Consider the following 21,207-nt stretch of genomic DNA (forward strand, 5'->3'; position numbering starts at 1 on the left):
ACCGCAACCGATCTTTATAAAAGTGAATTAAACCGCTATCGCGACCAGTGTCCCGCATTGATCAAACAAGCCATCAAAAAATCAGCCAATCCCAGCACTCCCGCTGGCATTGGCTGATCAGTTATTTTTTTTAATGCTACTGTTCTTCCCACAAATCAAAACCATCATCACCTCATCATCAAGATAACCCGGGATTGATAAAACATTTAATTTTTAGATCAATGGATACCGAGCAGGTTCTTTTATGCTATAGCAACCAACCATATTCCTGGCGTGTATCGACAACCGCATCAACATGCACAAACGTTCCTTTGATCTGGTAAATCAGCAAATACCGTTTCTCTAGCAGTAACTTCCGATATTTACCCTTTGGCATAAGTGGATCACCCAGCCACGGATTCCGCTCCGGAAACTGGGACAATGACGAAGCGCTTTCCTGAAAATCGTTGATTAATCGTATTGCTGCCGCTTCGTTGACTTGAGCAAGAAAGCGCACATGGGACAGCAGCATCTGAGTCGCTTCATTTGAAATGACGACTTCATATTGCTTACTTTCGGTATCCATCCAATACCTCCTGAAGGGCCGTCTTCATCATCGCCGATACCTCGTCCACCGAATATCCAGGTTTGCCACTGTTTCGGCCTTCCTCAGCGGCAAGCAGATTTTCCCGCAGACGAAGCATGCTCTCCCTTCTGGCAAAGGTTTCGATATCCATCACCACGAGATCACCCTCGCCGTTTTTGGTCAAATAAACCGGTTCTCCTGATTGCTTACAAAGTTCTGCAATTTCATTGTAATTTTTACGAATCGCCGCTGACGGTTTAATATTAATCATCACACTCACCTCATTTGATAGCATTAAAGCATCATTATTGTATGCTTATTGTACTACCATTTTTGAAATCTGTCTATAACCAACAACTGCTGATGGTTGGAACTGCCTTATCTGTTGAGTGCCTGACACTACATCTTCAATTGGGTCTAAAAAAAGCCGCTTTAATCGTAATGGTTTTAGCGTCATAATCCAGCAAACCCGCTTTTTTCATTTTGGCCAGTTCCCGGCTCAGGGACGTTCGCTGCACACCCAGCCGTTCCGCCAATTCTTTTTTGGAGCAGCCTAAGGTGATCACCAGTGTTTTCTGCAACTGGTATTGATGACTGAGGTAGTCGTTAATCCGCTGGCGAACCGTTTTTAAGGAAATCACCGTCAGCTTATCTGTCAGAATCATTGTCTTTTGCGAAATGGACTGCATCAGTCCCTTGAGAAAATCAGCATTTTTTTGGCAGAGGGCCACCACCAGCTCCCGCTCCAGCTGTAGCAGCGTCACCTCGGTGAATGCTACCACCGTCATCGGATAGCCGTTGTTGACAGCAAAGAGCAGATTTTCGCCAACGCTTTCCCCGGCCCGAAAGACGTTGACAGTGAGCATATTGCCGTTTTCATCGAGATTCAAAACCGCCACCCGGCCCGAAAGAATCACGTCCATCCGATGACAGGGTTCATTTTTCAAATGGATTACCTGATCCTTGTGGAAGAACTTGACCGTCGTTTCGGCCGAGCGGATTATTTCTGCCAGCTCAGCTTCACAAAAGCCATTAAAAAAATTAGCGCTGATCAATAATTGTAATAGATCATCATTCTTCATTTTTTATCTCCTTGTGTTACCATGGTAACACCTTTTCTTTTATTTATCGATTATACTAGATTATATCTTGAACGAAAAGGAGATTATGATGTTAGAAGAAACTTATCCATTTACCAATGGCAATGAAAAAAAGATTGAAAAAATTATTGATGACCAGGCGGTGATGATCAACCATATGATTTTTCCCGAAGGCGAAGGTTTGAAGGAGCATTATTCCAATTCCAATGTTTATATGATCGTCATTAAAGGGGCGGTTACCCTGCAGCTGGGTGACCAGGAACCGCACCGTTATGAAGCCGGACAGTTCATCAATATTCCCTACCACATCAAAATGAATGTCAATAACCTCGATCCCGAGATTCTGGAAATTTTTGTGATCAAAGCCCCCGGTCCGGCTTTTTATCATCCGGACAAGCAATGACAACCGTGTGGCGCCGGGTCATCCAGATAGCTTTTCTGGGCTTGTTCATGGCCCTGCTGGTGACCGGTAAGATGCAGTTGTGGATGGGTATTTTTGTGTTGGGAGTGCTGGCTTCTTTGTTCTGGAGCCGGCTTTACTGTGGTTGGATCTGTCCAATCAATACAACGATGGAAGGGCTCAGCTTTGTAAAAAAGAAGAACCATTTAAAAAGTTTTAAGATTCCCCGCTGGCTGTCAAAACCCTGGCTGCGCCTGGTAATACTGTTGCTATTTTTCCTGGTCTTTGTCTTTGTGATGCTGACCGGTAAAAAACTGCCGATTCTGCCCCTGCTCTTTGCCGGCGGCGTCATCCTGACCCTTTTCTTTCCGGCCGAGTTGTGGCATCGCTTTTTATGCCCCTACGGGACGATCTTAAGTCTCTCCGGCATGAAAGCTCGCCACGCTATGGTCATCGACCCGGAAAAATGCAACAATTGCGGGGCCTGTCAAAAAGCCTGTCCGGCGGGAGCCATCGAAAAACAGACGAAACATCAGATTCATCAGAATGATTGCCTGGTTTGCCTGAAGTGTCAGGAAAGCTGCCACCAGAAAGCCATCCGCTATCAGTAAGGCTTTAGCAAAACCGCCCCTCCCCATAAAAAAGAAACGCCATTCACTAAACTGAATGGCGTTTCTGATAAAAGATTGATTGATAATTAAATCTGCTCGTCGCCGACAAGTTCCGGCTGCTTCGCGGTTTTATAGTCCCCCAGGAAGGTGGCCCCTAATAACAGCACGGCTCCCAGCATCTGGATACCGTTGCTGGCTTCACCAAAAATCAGGAATGACGCCAGCAGCGCAGTGATCGGGTCGATATAGCTGAGAGTGGCGATGCTCTGACCGTTAAGCCTTTTCAGGCGTCGGCGCGGCGGTTGTACACGTCCAAATCGAAGCTATCCTGATCCAGATCCTCGTAACAAACCACCTGGTTGCGGCCGTTGCGCTTGGCGACAAAGAGGGCCTGGTCGGCTTTTTTGATGGTTTCGAAGCAGTCGCCCCCCTCATAGATGGCCACCCCCAACGAAATGGTGATCTTGCACACGCCATTAACCGACTTTTCCACCGAGCTGCGGATCCGCTCAGCCACCAGGCTGGCCTGATCGCGCTGACAGTCAAACAGTATCGCGACAAACTCCTCGCCACCCCAGCGAATCACCAGATCCGGCCCCCGCAGACTATGGCGGATGCAGTCGGCCACAAACTGCAGAATCCGGTCGCCCTCATCGTGGCCGTAGTTGTCGTTGACCAGCTTAAAATGATCGACATCCATGATCACAATGGCGATGTCAGGGCTCATAAAGGACAGATCGTGACCCGCTCCCATGATCTTATGAAGCTGGCGACGGTTGAACACCTGGGTCAAAGGATCGTGGAACAGCGCAAATTCCAGTTTGCGCTGGGTGATATAATGATCATAATAAAAACCGGTGACGATCAAATCGACCAAAGCCAACAGAATGATCACCTGAATGTTGAAGGTCAGGATCACATCAAGATTGGTATAATGATAGAGCTGGTCGGCCAGCAGGATATTGCCGATCAGTCCCAGCTGGGCTACCATGGCATATAACGGCGGTGCACTGAAGGAAGCCAGCAACAGAATAAAACTCATGATCAGAAAACCTTCATTAACATAGGATTGATCAGCCCCATAGGAACCAGCCCAGATGTTGCCCCAGATCATCGCGTGAATCATCAGCAGTGAAACGACTGACATGATCCGGTAATTACTGGTCTGGCGATAGACCAGTACCACCACCGCCAGAGGAATCACCACCATGCTGCGGATCACCAACAAGCGCCAGGTAAACTGCTCATAAACTTGCCAGTCCGGCACCAGCAGACTAAAGAACATCAAGGCCGAGGCAAACAAGACGCCCAGATTAAAACGCCGGTAATAATCGTATTTGGCCTGGTAGAAATCCTCCCTGGCCTTGCCCTCAAGTCTTAAAAATGCCTCCATCTGTCAAACCTCCCGGATTTTGTCGTTGTTTAACATTAAACCCCATCCGGGCCGGGTTTGTCAAGAAAAACAGTGGCGGTTTGGGGCGGGATGGGCAACTACGTGATTAAATAATATCGATAGCGGCAAAATACCCTCCGTGGACCGCTTTTTTTACAATGCTGGCGCCAGTACAATCGCCTATCGCCATGAATGTTTCCCATTCCTCCCATTCACGAAGTTTTTCCACAATACCAGAATTGGCCGCACTGCCAACCGCATATAGAACGGTATCAGCTTCAACAAAATGTTCTGCATTATTCTTATCTTTATAAATAACGCCATTTTCCAGAATTCTCTCGGTATTTGCACCAATAATGCTTTGAATCTGATCCTTTTTTTGATCCATATATTCAAACAGGGTCGGTCGATGTAACATGTTCGCATCCTGTGCCAATTCGTTTGTGATTTCTAAAATTGTTATGTGCTTCCCAAATTCTGCTAAATGAAGCGCTAATTCACAGCCAATTAATCCGCCACCAATCAGAATGATTTTATCCCCCATCTTTTCTGGCTGATAATAGGCTGCCGTCGCATGGTATGCCTGTTCAATCCCTTCAATATTGGGTACCCGAGGCGTAGCGCCGGCCGCTACAATTATTGACTGAGGTTGCAGTTCTTCAAGTAACGCTCTGCTTGCGGTTGTATTTAATCGCACTTTAATATCACGTTTTAATGTCTGTCTCACAAGATAGTCCGTATACTTTTTCAAGTCTTGCTTATGCGCATCGTAATCGGTAAATCGCAGCGTTCCACCTAATTTTTCTTGATTGTCTACCAGGATCACTTGGTGACCCCGGTCACTTGCTGTAATAGCCGCCTGCATGCCACCCGGGCCACCACCAACGACAAGTACCTTCTTCTTTTCTTCTACCGCTGGGGTATTTAAAAGGTAAGCTTCCTGTCCTGCTGTGGGATTGATATTGCATTGGTAGAATCCATCATAGAGCCCCGCCATACAATCATTACAGCGAATGCAGGGTCGTACCTCATCCTCTTTATTCTGTAATATTTTTCTTGGCAGATCACTATCAGCCAGGGTGCCTCTTCCAATTGCAACAAAATCAAGTGTTCCATCGGCTATCAACCGTTCCATTTCGGCAGGATCATCATTCGCTCCAACCGCACAAATTGCCGTTTTAACGCCAGCATTTTTTAGCAGTTTTGCATAAGGCACATTGATAAAATGTGGCATCAGGGTTGACGTCATACAGTAATGTTCGGAATTATGATAGTCCCCGGAAGAAATCTGAATGATATCCACAATGCCATCAACCATTTTACAAAATGCAATACAGTCCTCAACTGACCAACCATTTGGTTGATGTTCATCTCCACTGATGCGAATTTCGATTACAACATCATCACCAATTTTTTCCCGAACAGCTTTTAAAACCTGCAATGGGAATTTGGCTCTGTTTTCAATGGATCCACCGTATTCATCTGTTCTGGTATTCCATACTGGTGACAAGAACTGCGCCAACAGCCATCCATGACAGCACTGGATCATTACCTCCTGAAAACCGGCCGACTTCGCACAAAAGGCGCTCTCAGCGAAATCATTGGCGATCCGTTTCATATCCTCTTCATCCATGGCTTTTACCGCAGTTCCATTTTCTTTCACAAATGAAACTGGTCCGATGGGTGTACCCTGTTCCTGGTTGAAAAAGGGTTCGGCAAATAATCCCGCATGGGCTAACTGAATCGAAGGCACTGCGCCATGACGCTTAATTGCATCGGTGAATTTTATCCAATCCTTGTTTGGCAGAATCATTCGTGAAAAATCAGGGCGAATTAAATCAACATTTGGCCGTCTGATTGCATCCACGTTATTCACAGGCGTTTCTCCATAGGTTATCCCGGCGGCACCGCCTCTGGCTTTTTTTTCGTAAAAAAGCACTGTTTTGAAATCAGGGACACCACTGTATTCATCGGGATATGTCATTCCGGTTGGCGTCGTCACGATTCGATTACGAAACGTAATATTTCTAATTGTGTAGGGGCTGGCTAAATTTTTATATTTTCTCATTTCGACCTTTCTATTTACAGTCTGTCTCTACTGCTTTTGGTAACGCAGCTACATCTGTTGTTTCATTACGCAGGATATTGTTGTATGGGAATCTGACAACCTTTGCTCGGATTTTCTTTTGTCTTTCACCAGGTTCTCCCCAAAGCACAAACACTTCAGTGCCTAATTCTGTATACTCCGTATCCAGACAACCAATGGAAATCATCCGATGGAAATATGCTGAATTTTGTCTGCCAAATGTTGTTCCAATTGTTTCCCCGTCATTATTTAATATGCGATCATGGGAAATCGTTCCTGAGAAATCTGGCCAGAAATTGAGATCTGTCGGGTTTTCAATATACTTATACGGCTCCTCATCCCTAAACTGAGAGGCGAACACGTCCGCAATATCCTCGACATTCCATTCTAAGGTAACCATTTGACGTTTATTTTCTTCTTTAATTCGCTCAAGCGCTTCTTTTCCGATGAAATCATGATCAAAACGGATCATATTTCCCCATCCTAATTCGTATGGATCATGATAAAAAAGTTGTACATCATCTGAGGCACTGCCATGAGGGTTCATGGGTCCGGCAGCGAAAAGTTGGAATTCCATGCCTGGTGTACTTTTTAGATAGTTCATTAAATCTTCATCTTCACTCTTCGGCTCCAAGAAATGAACACCAAACTGTGGAAATCCATTTTCAGAATGATTCATTGGATAACAATGGGATCCAAGTCTTCTTAAACCCAAAGGTTTGCCTGCATCATAGAGTGCATTGTATACGTCATGTGCATCTTCAATAGCACCATGCACTTCATAGCCAAGCGTCCCAGACATTCCTATTCTAAGGATACGAACGGGCTTTCCGGCAATCTCTGCTTCTATTGAACGAAGGAATTTTAGATCCCGCAAATCTTTACCACTGGCACGTTCTACGATGTCAATCGATACTGGCCCTCCGATCTGAAACAGAAATACTTTTCCTGTGAGAAATTCACCTTCAACATCAAATTTTCCGTACTTCCCACTTTCCAGGGCGTAATTCAGCATTGGTACCATCCAGTACGTCATTACCTCATCTTCTGCTGTTCGTAACAAAACGCCATCTTGGACAATTCGTCCTTTCTCATCACATACAAGACCATGTTTAATCCTGCCAACAGGGAAAACGTTGAAATTCGTCGCACATATACGTGACAGGAATTTAATTACATCCGGTCCTTTTAGACGATAGGTGTCAGTCGGGTTCAGACCAGCGTGCAGATAAGCCGTTGTTTTCCACGACACGGTTTCATCTCGCCAATTGGTATATTCATATGCTGAAACCCCTACAAAAGCTGGTGCATATAATGATGCATGCTCTGGTTTCGGACAAAATGGTGTAAAATCCAATGTTTCAAACTGTTCTTTCATTTTTAACGCCTCCTAAATTTTTCACTCTCACAATAAGATTCATTTCGATGAGTTAGACAGTTTCGCATAAGAAAACCCTCTTCTCAAGTATAATACTACTGAGGAAGAGGGGTAATGTATACGTATATTTGTACAGAGTTTCGATCTTACTTTTGAACTTTTTCATAAATCATCTTGCCATTCGCTTCATCCGAAGCGAGAATTGCAAATTAAAACATAGATTTTCATCATTTAAGTCCAAGTTAAAAAAATCCTCGATCCGCTTTAACCGGTAATAAAGTGTATTTTTATGCATATATAGGCGTTCAGCTGCTTTTTGGATATTTCTCCCTGACTCGAGATACGCTTCAAGACTTTCCTTCAATAGAGTTCCATTCACATTATCGTATTCTTCTATTTTCTTTAAAATTGGTAAACAAAATTTGTTCAAATCATGCTCTTTTGAAGCTAATTCCATAAAATGATACAAAAGTATATCCTCATAAAACGTTAATGGCTTTTCAAGATTTAGTTTTTGATACACACTTTGTATCGCCTGCATCTGTTGAAAGGCATTTTTTACATCTAATATGTCCGTGAACCTGGTGCTCACACCGATTCGAATTTCATAGTTGCTAAAGATATCTTGAACGATGCTCAAGAAAGACTGGCTAAAATGTTTTTCAGAAATTATCATAATCAAACTTTCATCATAGATGATACAATGACAAGATGGAACTGATGCTAATAACGTCTCTCGAAGAAAGAATAATGATAGCGTATTATTATTATCATAAATTTTAATGCCAAGCAGCCGCATTGATTCAGGAAAATCTAAACGCAGAGCCCGGCAACGTTCCCGGATTTCGCTTATAGAAGCCGTTTCTTCAATAATATCTTTCAAAACTCTAAAATACGGAATCGTTTGCATTGCTGTACGTTCTTGATACAGTAATTCAAATAAAACGGATTTGCAGACAATCACCAATAAATCGGAATCTTCGCTGCGAAGTGCTTCCTTTTCAATTATCGTCACAATTGCAACCACACCGTGCTTATCACGTACTCGACATCCTAAAAACCTAAACTGACTATAAGAGAATTTTCCTAAAACAGGGGTATCCTCTTCCATCAATTTTTTCATCACCCCTGAATTTTCTGTAATAATAGCTTTCTCAGCATTTAGGTAACCTTGAGGTAATAACTCTTCCCAAATCTCCTGATGTCCATTTATCTGACTTTTAGCTAAAATTTTCCCACTAACGTCATAAATAAAAATTGGATTACTCATTACTTCTGCAGCTAAATCAGTAAAATGTTGTAGTCCTCTTCTATCAATTAATGCATTTAGAATTTTATCTTTTCGCTCTGAATATGTTTCGTTATTAACGGACATCGAATTTTCTCCTGTCTAAACCTTTATACAATTATACCATTGGTTTATTTAAGATAACAGTAAAAAAGGACAAATGATCCACTTGTACAAAAGTTCAAAATAAAACAAAAGCAATGGAAGATATTACATATCGTACTTTTCAATTTTAAGTTATTATAATTTCATCTTATAAAGAAAGAGGTATTTTTGATGAATTCCCAAAACACTTTAAAATTTGTTCCACATATTCCCAACAATGTACCGGAAGTAAAAGTAATGGTCGCACCTGAAGGATTATGGCATCCCATGACCGATGGCACTTGGCCGTTACATCCTTTTGCCTATGATAAATGGGAGATTGAGGAATTGAGTTGGCATGATACCTGCTATATCCATGCCGGTTTAAATCCATTTCTGCAATTCGCGGTAAAAGGGAAAGAATTTCTGGACCTGATGGAAGCGGTCAGCGTTAATACCTTTCGTAATTTCCCGATAGGAAAAGCCCGTCATACCATTCTGTGCAATGATCAGGGCAAGATTATAATAGATGGGATCATCATCCGCCGTTCAGAAGAAGACTTTATTTGTGCCTGCTTACCGGATCCTGCCATGTTTAACACTCAGCTGGGCAATCAATTCAAGATCACTACCGAGTATATCGGAGATTCCAATTTCTTTTATCAGATGTGTGGACCGAAATCCTTACAAATAGTTGAGGAAGCAGCACGACAGGATCTTCATGATTTAAAATTCATGCATACTGCTGATGCTAAAATTGCTGGTAAAGAGGTATTTATTCTCCGAACAGGGATGGCGGGAACCCTGGGTTATGAAGTTCATGGTAAAACTAAAGATGCCCACGAAGTTTATAATAAGTTACTAGAAGTCGGCGAAAAATATGGGATACAGAGACTTGGTCGTTTAGCTTATGTCAACGCCCACTGTGAAGGGAGTATTCCGCAAATTGCCGAACATTTTGCCACCCCAATGGATCCGGTCGCTTTATCAGGTAGTCTTCCTAGAGATTCTGAACTTCTTTTTCGAAGTCCAGTTGATCTTGGCTGGGAAAAACTCGTAAAATTCAACCATGATTTTCCTGGTAAAGAAGCATTAAAAAAAGAGCTGGAAGGGCCCCATAACACGGCTGTTCATCTTATCTGGAATAAGGAAGATGTGTTAAAAGTAATGGCTGGTTCCATGGATCCGGAGAAGCAATATGATACCATGGATTTGGCTTGCGATTACGACTATGTCCGTAATAATGCTGGCATGCATATTGATGCAGTATATGACGGAGAAAAGATGATTGGAGCTTCGTCTGGTCGCATGCTTTCACCCAAAACAAGAGATATGATATCTATTGGTTCGATCAATTCAGACTATGCGATCGAAGGACAGGTGGTCGAAGTACTCTGGGGTAACCCGGAAAGCAACCAGGTTCGGGTTCGTGTAACCGTCACCTTGTTCCCGTATATCAAAGAAAATAGAAATGAAAATTTTGATACTGAAACCATTCCACGCCCGATTTTTGATTAAAGATCTGGTTATTCAGCCGTGGGGTAAAAATTTAATAAAACCCCACGGAATTTAATAATCGCTGAAAGGTAAATTTCATGAAACTTGAAACTAAAGTTAATCTATATAACAACCTATTTAATTCTATTATTTTCGGTATAACCTTCACAATTATTGGCGGTTTGATTACAACTGGAGCCGTCGACTGGGCAAGCTTCCCCATTTCCGCGCTGGTCGGTGTCATGGCAGGCTTTGTAATCGGCCTTATCATTCCCATCGGCAAGATTGGTGCTATAGTAGCCGGTAAACTCTCAAAACCAGGTACCTTTTTATTTAACCTCATCATGAATACCGTACTTCTTATCCTGATTTTATTGTTTATGTGTCCAGCTCTGACCATTTTTATGGGCAGTGTTCTCATGGGAGCACCGATTTCAGCAGTTCTTCCAAACTCCTATGCACTTTTCTTACCATTCTTTTTTATTGGTCTGATCCTACTTATGGTTTTCAGCGGTTTAATTATGAAACTTTCGATGAAATGTGCCGGTATAACTGCCGAAACTAGCCAAGAAACAGCATAACGATCAATTTTTACTCTAAGCTTGAAAACCATGTCTGATAACCGAAAGGGGCTTTTGCACCAGTGCATATTCGCAATTTTGCAAAAGCCCTTTTTTTTGTGGTTAAGAAAGATAGACTTCAAAATCTTGCTGATTGTGATCTTCTTTTTTATATGGATACAGAAAATTCAGCAAATCACGTCAATAAATTTTGATGATTGGGAATAATTTTTGCTGACACTTTCTTTTTTCTGATCAAGCGAATACGCAAAGAAATTTAGGTTTTACAGCAAACGATGCTTGGTTTTTACAATAAAACAGGAGATCAACAGCATATCCAGATCCTCAGCATCTATGGTTTCAAAATCGATCTCCAGAATCTTTTCAATTGATTGCAGTCGATTAACCAAAGTATTACGGTGAATAAACAGTTTATCGGCGGTCTGCGAAATCCGCTTTCCATTTTGGAGATAAATCCATAAAGTGTGGATGAGTTCCAGAGACCATTGATCATGATTTTTTACGATTTTCTGGACGATCGGATGACACAATGAATAGGTATCCTGGTCTTTGCTTAAAACCTGGATGATGTACTCGGCGTAAACTTCTTTAAACGTATAAATCTGCTGATCCATCGTCTTTTTGCGACCGAGCTGCAAAGCCATTTCGGCCTGATGCATGGCTGCCGCCAAAAATTCATAACTGGGTTGTTTTAAACTGACGCTAGCACAAAGCGCCAGTTTTGTGAGTTTCGGCGAAATCATCTGAGCAATTGTTGCCGGAAACGCCATCCCATATTTACAGAGACAGATCGAAACAATGCGATTGTCCACAAACAAGGTATAGGCATGGGGCAGGGCTTCGCGTAGATGTTTGAGATAAACCAGATGATTGTACTCCGTCAACGTTAAATCACTGATCAGGTCAAACACTACACAAAAAAAGGCATCATCTTCATCCCACTTCCGTGCGGCAAAAAAATGTTTGACGAGATCAGGATCGACATACTTTTTCTGTATTAACTGTGAAATGAGATAACAAATGTCATTGTTGACATTCTGATCAGGTTTGGGCAGCTGCAGTGAAATCTCCAAAAGCTGTTGAATATGGTATACCAGTGAATGCTGTCCAACCGTAAATTCGCTGACCAGATTTGTCATGGCCAGATTAGCAAAAGGAACCTGATTCTGAACGAGGGTCGCACAAATAATACGTTTTTGATGGTCATCGCTTAAAGGGGGAACCAAAACGGGTTTTCGCTCTTTAATGGTTAAATCAGATAAATTACGGTATTGTTGCGGAATGTTTTCCACCGCACCATAGCCTTTGTACAGTACCGATTCCCAAATCGGATCGTTAAACCGATCCGGAAAATTTCCTGATTTGGCAATCATAATAAAGGATATATCTAATAAAGCTATCGGATTATTTAATACCTGAGCCGAAAGATCCAGCAATTGCTGAATGGGCTGTCGATTCAGAATTTCATCGGTCAATGCTTCATGCCACCGATTGAAATCATCGAAAATGCCCTGCACTTTTTCAAAAACATCCCAGAGCTGCTCATTTTTTGCCATCAAAATAACGTTCCAGGAATGGTTGATTTTCAAATTTGCACCGTTGTCATTTAAAATAATTAAAGACAGCTTCTCAATTTGTAAATAAGCTTCCGACAGCTGATGATCGATCAGATAAAGATATTGATCACCACACTGCCTGGGATCATCCGGTAGCAACCGGACATTTACCAGTTCCATCTCAATGTTGCTGTCGGAAATTATTTTTGATTTTTCGATGGCTAATGCATCCCCAATGATGTGAAGATTCAATTTCATCTGACTTTCACCTCAAACTTTGAATTTGATAAAGTGCACAACGGAAAAAATAATTATCTACATTATTGCACAGTGCTTTGTAAAAAACAATTTGTTATGATAAACCTAATAATCGAAATGCGCATTTTCGAAAATAATTATAAAAAAATCTTGTAATAGCGGAGGTATAAAAATGAAGTTTAATCTTGATAGTGCAATTATGGAAGGTGCTTTCACCTTCTGCAAAGACTTTGGCGGAAACATTCTACCTTATGAATTTACTGGCCCCAGGGACGAATTTATGGCTACCCGCACCACGGCTTCTTTAGGTGTGTTTCTGAACAGCAGCCCCATTTATGATATTTCGGGTAAAGATGCTGAGAAATTTCTCAATAAAGTCTGTGTCAACCGTGATTTCAATCTGATGAAACCAGGCGGCTCACGACATGGTCTGATCTGCAATGATAAGGGACAACTTTTAGCCAGCGGTGTCATTCTTAAAAAAGAAAATGGCGACTATCGTACCTATTGGTTAGCTCCGGCAATCCAATATTTTCTGATGACGAGTGGTCTTGATGTAAAAGGCGAATACTTAAATGATGAATATTTTTACCAACTTGACGGACCAAAATCGCTGGAAATTCTCGAAGAAGCAACTGAAACCGATTTACACGATCTGAAATTTGGACAAAATAAGAAAGTAAAAATTTGTGGTACTGACATGATTGTCTATCGTCTTGGCATGACCGGCGCTTTAGCATACGAAGTACATGGTGCTGCTAAAAATGCCGAAATGGCATACAAAAAGCTTCGCGAAGTGCTGTTTAAGTATGGCGGTAAACTTCAGGGTGCCCGCAACTATGTGCAAATTCAACACACCCCAGCCGGTTATCCCAATCAATTCCAGCATTTTTGGTATCCATTTCAGTCAAGTGGTGTCGGCCTGGCAGAATTTGCCGAAAAAATTGGTGGCTTAAATGCTCCCTTTGCGGGCAGTGCCTCCGACAACAACGAAAACTTCTACTCTACCCCCTATGATTTAGGCTGGGAAAAACTGATCAGTTTTGACAAGGACGATTTTATCGGAAAAGAAGCATTGATGGAAATTGCACAAAAACCATCACGTACCATGGTAACATTAGAATGGAATGCGGATGATGTGGCCGATGTCTTTGCCTCCCAGTTTAGAGGAACTGACGTTGAACCCTATGAACAGATCGAGCATATTTCCGGCCTTTCTGATGCTTCTCAAGGTGCAGCCATTCGCGGCGATTATGTTTTAGTGGACGATCAAAAAATCGGTGTCGCCACCGGAAAAACCTACTCATTCTATGAACAGCGGATGATTTCACTGGCCTCCATCGATCAGAAATATGCCAAAGAAGGAACCGTTGTGGTTGTTCTTTGGGGATCCCCCGGTACGCCGCAAAAAAAGATCCGGGCTAAAGTCGCTCGTTTCCCTTATTTTAATGCCGAATTCCGAAATGAAACATTTGATGTCAAAAAAATTCCCCGAAGAAAATAATAATGCTTAGCCCATAAAACCACCCCTGTTCTTATTATGAGGAACAGGGGTGCTCTTTTTATTCACACCACATCTTTCCTGATCTGGTCATTCAGAAGATTCACAACGTTTGGTAGAATTTCAGGAGATTATTGACACTATTTTAGAATTATTATCAGCTGAAAATCTAAATTATTCAGTATTTGTCTGTTCCAGCCTCATCCAGAATAATCTCTGGTACACTCTGTCGCTGTTCTAAATTGTAGTGCGCTGAAACTTCAATCTTTCCTGATTCTTTGCCAATCTTTTGCAGATCCTTCAGCTTAAATACCCCAATCATCTGCTTAAGCATTTCTGCTTGCCCGGATAGTTCTTCACTAGCGGCGGCACTTTGTTCGGCAGTAGCAGAATTGGTTTGTACCACCACGGAGACCTGTTCAATTCCCAGAGTGATTTCGGCGATCGCTGATGCCTGTTCATTGGAACCCTCGGCAATTTTACTAACAATTCCGGTGACTTCCTCAATTTTTTCGAGAATCGTCTGTAAGCTAATTGCTGTCTCATCCGCAATGGTGTTACCCATCACTACCTTATTTATTGAACCTTCAATTAGACCGGTGGTTTCCTTAGCGGCTTCGGCACTCCGGGCTGCCAGAGTTCGTACTTCTTCTGCCACCACAGCAAAACCTTTGCCATGCTGTCCAGCTCTGGCAGCTTCGACCGCTGCATTGAGCGCAAGGATATTGGTCTGAAACGCAATGTCATCAATAACTTTAATGATTCTCGAAATATTCTTGGATGAGTTATTTATTTCATCCATGGCTGCCATCATTTTCTTCATCTGACCATTGCCCAACTGGGCATTTTCTTGAACGGACAGGGTAAGTTCACTAGCCTGATTGGCACTGATGGCATTCTTTTTCGTCTTTTCTGCCACTTCTTCAATGGATGCTGTCAATTCCTCAATGGCACTGGCCTGCTCGGTTGACCCTTGAGACAACCCCTGACCACCACTGGAAATTTGCCGGGCACCATTTTCGACTTGTTCTGCTGCCGCATTAATTTCTGAAAGCGTACTGCTGAGCTGAGTCGTGATATCATTTATGGCTTTTTTTATTTCGAAAAAATCACCATGATAGTAGGCTGTAATTTCCTGATTCAGCTCACCCTTTTGCATGTTTATTAAAACCATCGTGATTTCACCAACAACCTGTTTCAAAAAATACGTAGTCTTATTTAAGGCTGTTTTAATTTCTGCATGATCCCCAGCGTAATCCCCTGTCATCTCTACCTGCAGATTTCCTTTTGACAGTGCTGTCATAACTTCAGACGCTTCATTGATCGGAGCGATAACAGCGTCCAGAGTCTGATTAAAGCCGTTGATGACTTTGGCATAACCACCTTTAAAACGATCCGGATCACCGCGATTGCTTAAATTTCCGGCAACCGCACTTTGTGTCATTTTTCTTGTTTCTTCAACCAGGCGCTGAATCGTCTCGATCATCTCGATCAGACTCGGCGTCAAGGTATCAGCATCACTGAGTTTTCCCATCTCCTTCAATTCGTCAAGATAAGTAAATTCACCCTGTGCGATATTATCAACTATCATAATAATTCGATTAAACTGATCCACCGCCCGATTGATTGATCCAGCAATCGATCCATAAAGTCCACTATAATTTCCTGCAATTTTTCTGGAGAAATCATTTCGATCAATGTGATCAAGCACCTCATTGCCTGCAGTTAGAGCACCCAGTCCATCAATACAAGCATTAATGCTGTCTTTTAGAATATTGAAATCGCCATTGTAAGTTTCAGTGATTTTTTCAGGAATTACGCCGGCACCAATCTGATTGATGCATCGACTGGCATTTCGAAGCGGTTGAATAAGACCTTCCATAACCTGATTGATCCCTGAAACAAAATCCTGGTAGGAACCAGCTAAAACCTCCGGATCACCCTTGTAATCAAAATGCCCAAAATAAGCGACTTCATATCCAGCCTTTTCTATTTCCTTGTAAAGTAGATTAAGTTGATCTACCATATCAATAAGTGCATCGGCCATCCGATCCTGTTGAGAACTCGGTTTGATTTCAACAGTCAGATCTCCTTTGGCCAAGGCTTCAGCCGCTTCAACTAACTGTCGTCGACTTTCCTTCATCGTCGTGAAAGATGTCATCATCTGACCGATTTCATCTTTTGGTCTCATTTTTAAATCACTGAATAACTGGTCATCAAATTCAATTTCTCCATCAGCCATATGAGCGAATGCCTCGTTTAACCGGATGACGGGTTTCATCAATATTCTACCCCAAATAATTGCCACCGGAACACTTATTACAACGGTTGCCAACGCAACCAACCCGACTGTCAGTCCCAGGGAATGCAACGCTTGTGCCAATTTTTCTTCTGCGAGTGCCGTCGTTAACACCTTGCTAACCCCTAAATAAGCGGCCATCCCAGTAATCACAATACCAATAACCACGAAGACAATCACCAGCAGTGCTATTTTTCCAGCCATACCAGTTTTATAGTTTTTTTGGTGATTACTACCGTATTTTGACCTTACTTCATCCATTTTCATTTCCTTTCATTAACTTGATCTGTTGAACAGACCAGTCTGCCTCATTTTACCAGGTCTAAATTCCTTCCCCCAATATTACGACATTCATCCTATCTCTAATGGTTCGCTGCCAGCTTTTATAGAGTTTTAAACATCAATTTTTAAAAACAAACCTTTTCAAGAATAATAGTAACCAAGAAAAGACCTGGTTGAAAAACCAGATCTTGTTATCTTTAGTCAATTGAGCTAAAACCCATGCCTTTTTTCCGAATTGTTTATAACATACGCCAATCGTTGTTTTAGTTTTCTCATTTTTTCAAAATTTTTAAAATAATTCTTCGCCTCAACGTCTTTATCACAGCCGATTTCTTTGGTACAATATCGGCCGCGATTTGAATCCAGTTTTCTGATGATACTACGCTTTCTCTTTATTTTTTTTCATATACATATAAAGTCCAATATAGCCAGCCAAAAATCCGCTGAACAGTCCACTTATTCCGTTTCCAATCGCATTAGCCAGAACCGTTTCCGGGATTGGCATCAGGAAATAATTGATCAAAAAACTGATCAGACAACCCATCAGTCCTCCGGTAATACCGGTTATTACAGCATCCCTCATCCTAAATTACCACCTTTCATCATTTCTTTGTCGCTTTTTTTAAGCTTATTTCCATTTTTTTAGGCAACCAGTTCTTTTGCTTTAACAGCGGCACTGCCAGCATCCGGGGCATAACCATCGGCGCCAATTTCGTCGGCATAAGCCTGAGTAACCGGGGCACCGCCGACAATGACTTTCATATCCGGTAAAGCTGCTTTAACGGTTTGAACCGCTTCTTTTAAGGCTGGCATGGTAGTGGTCAACAGACCTGAACAGGCAACCAGGACGACGTTATCATTTTCTTTTACTGCTTCCACAAATCGGACGGCTGGCACATCGACACCCAGATCCACCATGTCAAATCCAGCACTTTCGATCATCATTGTGACCAGATTTTTGCCGATATCGTGGAGATCCCCGGCTACCGTTCCGATGATACAGGTTCCTAAAGAGTTAGATACCTCACCAGCCATCACTGGTTTTAACACTTCGACGCCTTTGGACATCGCTTTGGCAGCAATCAGCATTTCCGGTACAAAGATTTCGCCGGATGAGAATTTATCGCCGACCACACCCATGGAAGCGATCATCGCATCCAGAATATCCTGGGCTTTGTCACCGGCATCCAGGGCTTCCTGTACGGCTGCGGCCACCTTCTTTGATTTACCCGTTTCGACCAAAACTTTTACTTCTGCTATTTTTGACATATTTTTCTCCTTTGATTTAAATTTAAGCTCTTGTTTTTATTAATCTGCCCGGAACATGTGCATGATCCGAGTTAAAATGTTACTATTTTACAAAAATTCCTTCCCGGAAGGCGCTGATGTATTCCATACAATATTCGTCTTCACCCATCATCGCTTCGGTAGCAAACAGCATCCCCATCATGTCCTTATTTAAAGGATCAAGGATGAAGCTATCCATACCGGCGCTCATCGCTAGTACGGCAAAAGCTTGATTGGCAATCCGTCGGGCCGGCAGATTGAAGGAAATATTACTGACCGCCCCAGTCACATGAATAGTCGGAAACAGGGTCTTAATGCCTTTGATAACTTTTACCACCATATTGATACCATCTTCTGATGTACAAAGCATTTCAATCAGCGGATCAATGTGCATTCTTGATGGGTCGATCTGATATTCTTGGCATTTTTCCATTAGTTCGGTGAACACATCCAGACGATCTTTGGCGGTTTTTGGGATCCCTTTGTCACTGTTTAAAAGCGCCACGCATTCCCATCTGGAATCGGCGATGGCTTTAAAGGCCACATCCGCCTTATCCCCTTCCAGTGACATTGAATTAAACAGTCCCGGTTTGTTGCAATATTTCATCGATTCAATGCAGGTATAGACATTGGGGCTGTCCACTGCAATCGGTACGTCGGTGGCATCCTGAACAATGTCGATCAACCATTTCATCGTTTCCAGTTCGATGTCATCATCCACGGAGGCACAGACGTCAATGAAATTCGCTCCGGCTTCGGCCTGCTTAATGGCCAGGTTCCGGATAAATTCGGCATCCTTTGCCGCAATGGCCTTCCCGGTTGAGGGAATCGCTCCGTTAATTTTTTCTCCAATAATAATCATTTTCTAACTCCTACTTACAATCTGTTTGTTTTTATAAAGCGTCAAATAGCCCGGCAATACGGCATTCCAGGCTTTGTGCATTCGTATTGAATACAATGGCAACAATACTTATCTGAACGGTTGATCCTACCATTTCTTTGACTGTTATATCGACCCCAGTGGTTGAGATCATGGTTACCGGGGCATCGCATTCAACCAAAGCCTTGACATGACCGATAATCCCGCTCATTTCCTCTATCCACCTGGTCAGGATTTCAATTTCGCCTACCAAATTTTGTTTTATGGTTTCCAAATCTCCAATAATATCCCGATTGCCGGAGCATACCAATGCATCATCATGCATGTGAGATTCAATCCCATGATGATGGTGACCAGCGTGATGGTGATGGTTACAGGATTCAGCGTGGTCATGCTTTGTTATCATATAAATCCTCCGCTTGATTGACTATTTTTTTTAATATGTCTTCTGGAATTACCGCTTTTGCGGATATTGGAATGACTTCAGCGGTTTGATTATAGTTTAATATGCTGTGCTCAACTTGTTTAAGTTCGGCACTGCTGATCAGATCCACTTTATTCAGTAATACGATCGAAGTGTCCTCCAGCTGTCCGGAAACCAACAATTCCATGGCGTTAACCAATCGTTGCCAGCGTTTGGCATCAGCGATGATCAGGATTGTAGCGTCAAGACCCACCTCATCTAAAATTACTTTTCTGATACTGCCTGGATAAGCAACCCCAGTGGCTTCAATGATCAGCCATTGGGGATCAAGTTCGGTCTGGATTTTTTTAATACTGGCAACCAGTTCTCCGGTGAGAGAGCAGCAGGCACATCCACTAAAGAGATTGTTAACAATAAATCCGGCCTTCTTTAGAACTTTATCATCAATTCCGATGGCACCAATTTCATTTTCCACAATCGCAACTTTTACTTCAGAATGATACTCTTTTTCAAGACTGACGAGATATTCTGCCAGTTGCAGCAATACGCTGGTTTTACCGGAGCCTAAAAAGCCCCCGAGAATTAATATTTTCACAATCGGTTCCTGTTCTGATACTATTATTGTGCTGCCAGCTGATGACTGTAACGGGCCGCCTCCTGAATAATCGGCATCATTTGTGCCCCGATTTCGGCGGGATCTAAACTATTAACCAGCACATGTCCGAAGAAGATAAATCCTGGTTTTTGGCCATATTCATCAAAGCAGCGGTGAATTTCGGCAATTCGTGTTTCCAGGGTCGCATCGGGAGCGCCGGGGGCACCGTTGGTATCAAAACCGCCCATTAACACAATTTTATCGCCGTATTTTTTCTGCATCCCGACAATATCATTGGTCGGCTGAACGGACGTCCAGACCGCCGCTCCGGTTTCGATGATATCTTCAATCAGGGGTTCACAGTAACCGCAGGTATGCTGCACTGGTATCATCCCCAATTCTCTGACGGCGTCGTTAAGCCGTTTGTGATGGGGTTTAATCAGTTCGCGATAGACCGTCGGCGACATAAACAGACCGCGTTCAGTGGCAATATCATCGTAATTGGTAAACAGATCCGGGTTGTAATACTGTTTTACTTTTTTGGCAAACTCAATTTTGTAATCAGTAATGGCGGTCATTAATTCATTGCAGGCTTCCGGTTCTTCGGCCAGTGCCATCAAGGCTTCCTCAAAACCCATCAAGGCCGCCAGTCGCTCAAACACGCCATTGCCACAGCCAAATTCAATGGCTTGCGCATTTCTGTCAACGGGCATCATGCTTAATTCCGCATCCACCATTTCCTGCCAGTCAACGGCTTCCAGATCGGGAAATTTGACAATGCTTTTCCAGTCCACGATGGTCTCCGAGTCCATAATATGTTCATTGGGAGCCGGAATCGGGGCGCCGCCACCAGAAGCTGGGGTGATCCAACGAATGCCAAAGCCATCGTAACCGCCGCCCAGCGGTCCTTTTTCAATCCAGGGTCCTGGCAGGGCACCAAATCCCAGCACGCCACAGTCGGCAAGGTGTACCGGTGTCCATTCGGTTTCTTGGTGATTGATAGCGTTTAAATAATTTTCTTTCGGTGTAAGTGCCATATCAATAGTCCTCCTTAAATTTTTTCTAATTGATATTTAAATCTTACGATAAATTTACGAAACTGTAAATTATACAAGCTGATTGACTTTTTCGGTTTTAATCTA

The 21,207-nt window shown here is 42.7% G+C and carries 21 protein-coding genes; 5 read left to right on the plus strand and 16 right to left on the minus strand.

What is annotated here, in order from left to right; genetic code table 11:
* Positions 1 to 247: 247 nt before the first annotated feature.
* The 3 genes from U2P91_RS01410 to U2P91_RS01420 form a co-directional block, all read right to left on the minus strand.
* Positions 248 to 565 carry a type II toxin-antitoxin system RelE/ParE family toxin gene (locus tag U2P91_RS01410; RefSeq protein WP_322518860.1) on the minus strand — a complete coding sequence of 106 codons (318 nt, stop codon included), beginning with the start codon at positions 563 to 565 and terminating at the stop codon, positions 248 to 250.
* Positions 549 to 833, minus strand: coding sequence for a type II toxin-antitoxin system Phd/YefM family antitoxin (locus tag U2P91_RS01415; protein ID WP_416173376.1), 285 nt, complete (start codon positions 831 to 833; stop codon positions 549 to 551). The genes U2P91_RS01410 and U2P91_RS01415 overlap by 17 nt, the downstream gene beginning before the upstream one ends.
* A gap of 139 nt (positions 834 to 972) precedes the next feature.
* The gene (locus U2P91_RS01420; RefSeq protein WP_322518862.1) at positions 973 to 1,647 is read right to left on the minus strand and encodes a Crp/Fnr family transcriptional regulator; all 675 of its coding nucleotides are present in this window, start codon (positions 1,645 to 1,647) and stop codon (positions 973 to 975) included.
* Between the two features lie 88 nt (positions 1,648 to 1,735).
* Here U2P91_RS01420 and U2P91_RS01425 point away from each other — a divergent pair, with 88 nt between their 5' ends.
* Positions 1,736 to 2,068 (plus strand): cupin domain-containing protein, encoded by a 333-nt coding sequence (locus U2P91_RS01425; RefSeq protein ID WP_322518863.1) that lies wholly within the window; start codon positions 1,736 to 1,738, stop codon positions 2,066 to 2,068.
* On the plus strand, positions 2,065 to 2,676 hold the full coding sequence (locus U2P91_RS01430) for a 4Fe-4S binding protein (protein WP_322518864.1): 612 nt from the start codon (positions 2,065 to 2,067) through the stop codon (positions 2,674 to 2,676). The genes U2P91_RS01425 and U2P91_RS01430 overlap by 4 nt, the downstream gene beginning before the upstream one ends.
* Positions 2,677 to 2,762: 86 nt before the next feature.
* Here the strand turns inward: U2P91_RS01430 and U2P91_RS17935 are convergent, their stop codons facing one another.
* From U2P91_RS17935 to U2P91_RS01450, 5 genes are all read right to left on the minus strand, one after another.
* A complete protein-coding gene (locus U2P91_RS17935; protein ID WP_416173377.1) occupies positions 2,763 to 2,963 on the minus strand; it encodes an EamA family transporter in 201 nt (66 codons plus the stop codon).
* On the minus strand, positions 2,960 to 4,069 hold the full coding sequence (locus U2P91_RS01435) for a diguanylate cyclase (RefSeq protein ID WP_322518865.1): 1,110 nt from the start codon (positions 4,067 to 4,069) through the stop codon (positions 2,960 to 2,962). The genes U2P91_RS17935 and U2P91_RS01435 overlap by 4 nt, the downstream gene beginning before the upstream one ends.
* 106 nt (positions 4,070 to 4,175) lie before the next feature.
* The gene (locus tag U2P91_RS01440; RefSeq protein WP_322518866.1) at positions 4,176 to 6,137 is read right to left on the minus strand and encodes an FAD-dependent oxidoreductase; all 1,962 of its coding nucleotides are present in this window, start codon (positions 6,135 to 6,137) and stop codon (positions 4,176 to 4,178) included.
* Between the two features lie 10 nt (positions 6,138 to 6,147).
* The gene (locus tag U2P91_RS01445) at positions 6,148 to 7,533 is read right to left on the minus strand and encodes an aminomethyl transferase family protein (RefSeq protein WP_322518867.1); all 1,386 of its coding nucleotides are present in this window, start codon (positions 7,531 to 7,533) and stop codon (positions 6,148 to 6,150) included.
* Positions 7,534 to 7,702: 169 nt separating this feature from the next.
* Positions 7,703 to 8,908: a PucR family transcriptional regulator gene (locus U2P91_RS01450; protein WP_322518868.1), complete on the minus strand. Its 1,206-nt coding sequence runs from the start codon at positions 8,906 to 8,908 to the stop codon at positions 7,703 to 7,705.
* Between the two features lie 189 nt (positions 8,909 to 9,097).
* Here U2P91_RS01450 and U2P91_RS01455 point away from each other — a divergent pair, with 189 nt between their 5' ends.
* Complete coding sequence (locus U2P91_RS01455) at positions 9,098 to 10,423, plus strand: hypothetical protein (protein WP_322518869.1); 1,326 nt, start codon at positions 9,098 to 9,100, stop codon at positions 10,421 to 10,423.
* Positions 10,424 to 10,500: 77 nt separating this feature from the next.
* Positions 10,501 to 10,983: a hypothetical protein gene (locus U2P91_RS01460; protein WP_322518870.1), complete on the plus strand. Its 483-nt coding sequence runs from the start codon at positions 10,501 to 10,503 to the stop codon at positions 10,981 to 10,983.
* Positions 10,984 to 11,246: 263 nt separating this feature from the next.
* On the opposite strand, the gene U2P91_RS01465 is transcribed toward U2P91_RS01460, so the two are convergent.
* Positions 11,247 to 12,797, minus strand: a complete 1,551-nt coding sequence (locus U2P91_RS01465) for a PucR family transcriptional regulator (protein WP_322518871.1) — start codon at positions 12,795 to 12,797, stop codon at positions 11,247 to 11,249.
* Positions 12,798 to 12,969: 172 nt separating this feature from the next.
* Between U2P91_RS01465 and U2P91_RS01470 the strand changes: the two genes are divergently transcribed.
* Complete coding sequence (locus U2P91_RS01470) at positions 12,970 to 14,301, plus strand: aminomethyl transferase family protein (protein WP_322518872.1); 1,332 nt, start codon at positions 12,970 to 12,972, stop codon at positions 14,299 to 14,301.
* A 175-nt stretch (positions 14,302 to 14,476) separates the two neighbouring features.
* On the opposite strand, the gene U2P91_RS01475 is transcribed toward U2P91_RS01470, so the two are convergent.
* The 7 genes from U2P91_RS01475 to U2P91_RS01505 form a co-directional block, all read right to left on the minus strand.
* On the minus strand, positions 14,477 to 16,858 hold the full coding sequence (locus U2P91_RS01475; RefSeq protein ID WP_322518873.1) for a methyl-accepting chemotaxis protein: 2,382 nt from the start codon (positions 16,856 to 16,858) through the stop codon (positions 14,477 to 14,479).
* 400 nt (positions 16,859 to 17,258) lie between these two features.
* On the minus strand, positions 17,259 to 17,462 hold the full coding sequence (locus tag U2P91_RS01480; RefSeq protein WP_322518874.1) for a hypothetical protein: 204 nt from the start codon (positions 17,460 to 17,462) through the stop codon (positions 17,259 to 17,261).
* Between the two features lie 59 nt (positions 17,463 to 17,521).
* Positions 17,522 to 18,148, minus strand: a complete 627-nt coding sequence (locus tag U2P91_RS01485; protein ID WP_322518875.1) for a corrinoid protein — start codon at positions 18,146 to 18,148, stop codon at positions 17,522 to 17,524.
* Positions 18,149 to 18,230: 82 nt separating this feature from the next.
* A complete protein-coding gene (locus U2P91_RS01490) occupies positions 18,231 to 19,028 on the minus strand; it encodes a methyltetrahydrofolate cobalamin methyltransferase (RefSeq protein WP_322518876.1) in 798 nt (265 codons plus the stop codon).
* 31 nt (positions 19,029 to 19,059) lie between these two features.
* Positions 19,060 to 19,452 (minus strand): hypothetical protein, encoded by a 393-nt coding sequence (locus U2P91_RS01495; protein WP_111887419.1) that lies wholly within the window; start codon positions 19,450 to 19,452, stop codon positions 19,060 to 19,062.
* Complete coding sequence (locus U2P91_RS01500; RefSeq protein ID WP_322518877.1) at positions 19,436 to 20,065, minus strand: GTP-binding protein; 630 nt, start codon at positions 20,063 to 20,065, stop codon at positions 19,436 to 19,438. The genes U2P91_RS01495 and U2P91_RS01500 overlap by 17 nt, the downstream gene beginning before the upstream one ends.
* A 23-nt stretch (positions 20,066 to 20,088) precedes the next feature.
* Positions 20,089 to 21,102 carry a uroporphyrinogen decarboxylase family protein gene (locus tag U2P91_RS01505; RefSeq protein WP_322518878.1) on the minus strand — a complete coding sequence of 338 codons (1,014 nt, stop codon included), beginning with the start codon at positions 21,100 to 21,102 and terminating at the stop codon, positions 20,089 to 20,091.
* Positions 21,103 to 21,207: the final 105 nt, after the last annotated feature.

This window comes from Acetobacterium sp. K1/6 (assembly GCF_034438075.1).
GTDB classification, from domain to species: domain Bacteria; phylum Bacillota; class Clostridia; order Eubacteriales; family Eubacteriaceae; genus Acetobacterium; species Acetobacterium carbinolicum.

Coding starts and splice junctions, on each gene's coding strand:
- U2P91_RS01455 (WP_322518869.1), top strand. CDS start 9,098: ATGAATTCCCAAAACACTTTAAAATTTGTTCCACATATTCCCAACAAT.
- U2P91_RS01485 (WP_322518875.1), bottom strand. CDS start 18,148: ATGTCAAAAATAGCAGAAGTAAAAGTTTTGGTCGAAACGGGTAAATCA.
- U2P91_RS01410 (WP_322518860.1), bottom strand. CDS start 565: ATGGATACCGAAAGTAAGCAATATGAAGTCGTCATTTCAAATGAAGCG.
- U2P91_RS01475 (WP_322518873.1), bottom strand. CDS start 16,858: ATGGATGAAGTAAGGTCAAAATACGGTAGTAATCACCAAAAAAACTAT.
- U2P91_RS01420 (WP_322518862.1), bottom strand. CDS start 1,647: ATGAAGAATGATGATCTATTACAATTATTGATCAGCGCTAATTTTTTT.
- U2P91_RS01425 (WP_322518863.1), top strand. CDS start 1,736: ATGTTAGAAGAAACTTATCCATTTACCAATGGCAATGAAAAAAAGATT.
- U2P91_RS01445 (WP_322518867.1), bottom strand. CDS start 7,533: ATGAAAGAACAGTTTGAAACATTGGATTTTACACCATTTTGTCCGAAA.
- U2P91_RS01465 (WP_322518871.1), bottom strand. CDS start 12,797: ATGAAATTGAATCTTCACATCATTGGGGATGCATTAGCCATCGAAAAA.
- U2P91_RS01440 (WP_322518866.1), bottom strand. CDS start 6,137: ATGAGAAAATATAAAAATTTAGCCAGCCCCTACACAATTAGAAATATT.
- U2P91_RS01490 (WP_322518876.1), bottom strand. CDS start 19,028: ATGATTATTATTGGAGAAAAAATTAACGGAGCGATTCCCTCAACCGGG.
- U2P91_RS01450 (WP_322518868.1), bottom strand. CDS start 8,908: ATGTCCGTTAATAACGAAACATATTCAGAGCGAAAAGATAAAATTCTA.
- U2P91_RS01430 (WP_322518864.1), top strand. CDS start 2,065: ATGACAACCGTGTGGCGCCGGGTCATCCAGATAGCTTTTCTGGGCTTG.
- U2P91_RS01505 (WP_322518878.1), bottom strand. CDS start 21,102: ATGGCACTTACACCGAAAGAAAATTATTTAAACGCTATCAATCACCAA.
- U2P91_RS01480 (WP_322518874.1), bottom strand. CDS start 17,462: ATGAGGGATGCTGTAATAACCGGTATTACCGGAGGACTGATGGGTTGT.
- U2P91_RS01460 (WP_322518870.1), top strand. CDS start 10,501: ATGAAACTTGAAACTAAAGTTAATCTATATAACAACCTATTTAATTCT.
- U2P91_RS01495 (WP_111887419.1), bottom strand. CDS start 19,452: ATGATAACAAAGCATGACCACGCTGAATCCTGTAACCATCACCATCAC.
- U2P91_RS01470 (WP_322518872.1), top strand. CDS start 12,970: ATGAAGTTTAATCTTGATAGTGCAATTATGGAAGGTGCTTTCACCTTC.
- U2P91_RS01435 (WP_322518865.1), bottom strand. CDS start 4,069: ATGGAGGCATTTTTAAGACTTGAGGGCAAGGCCAGGGAGGATTTCTAC.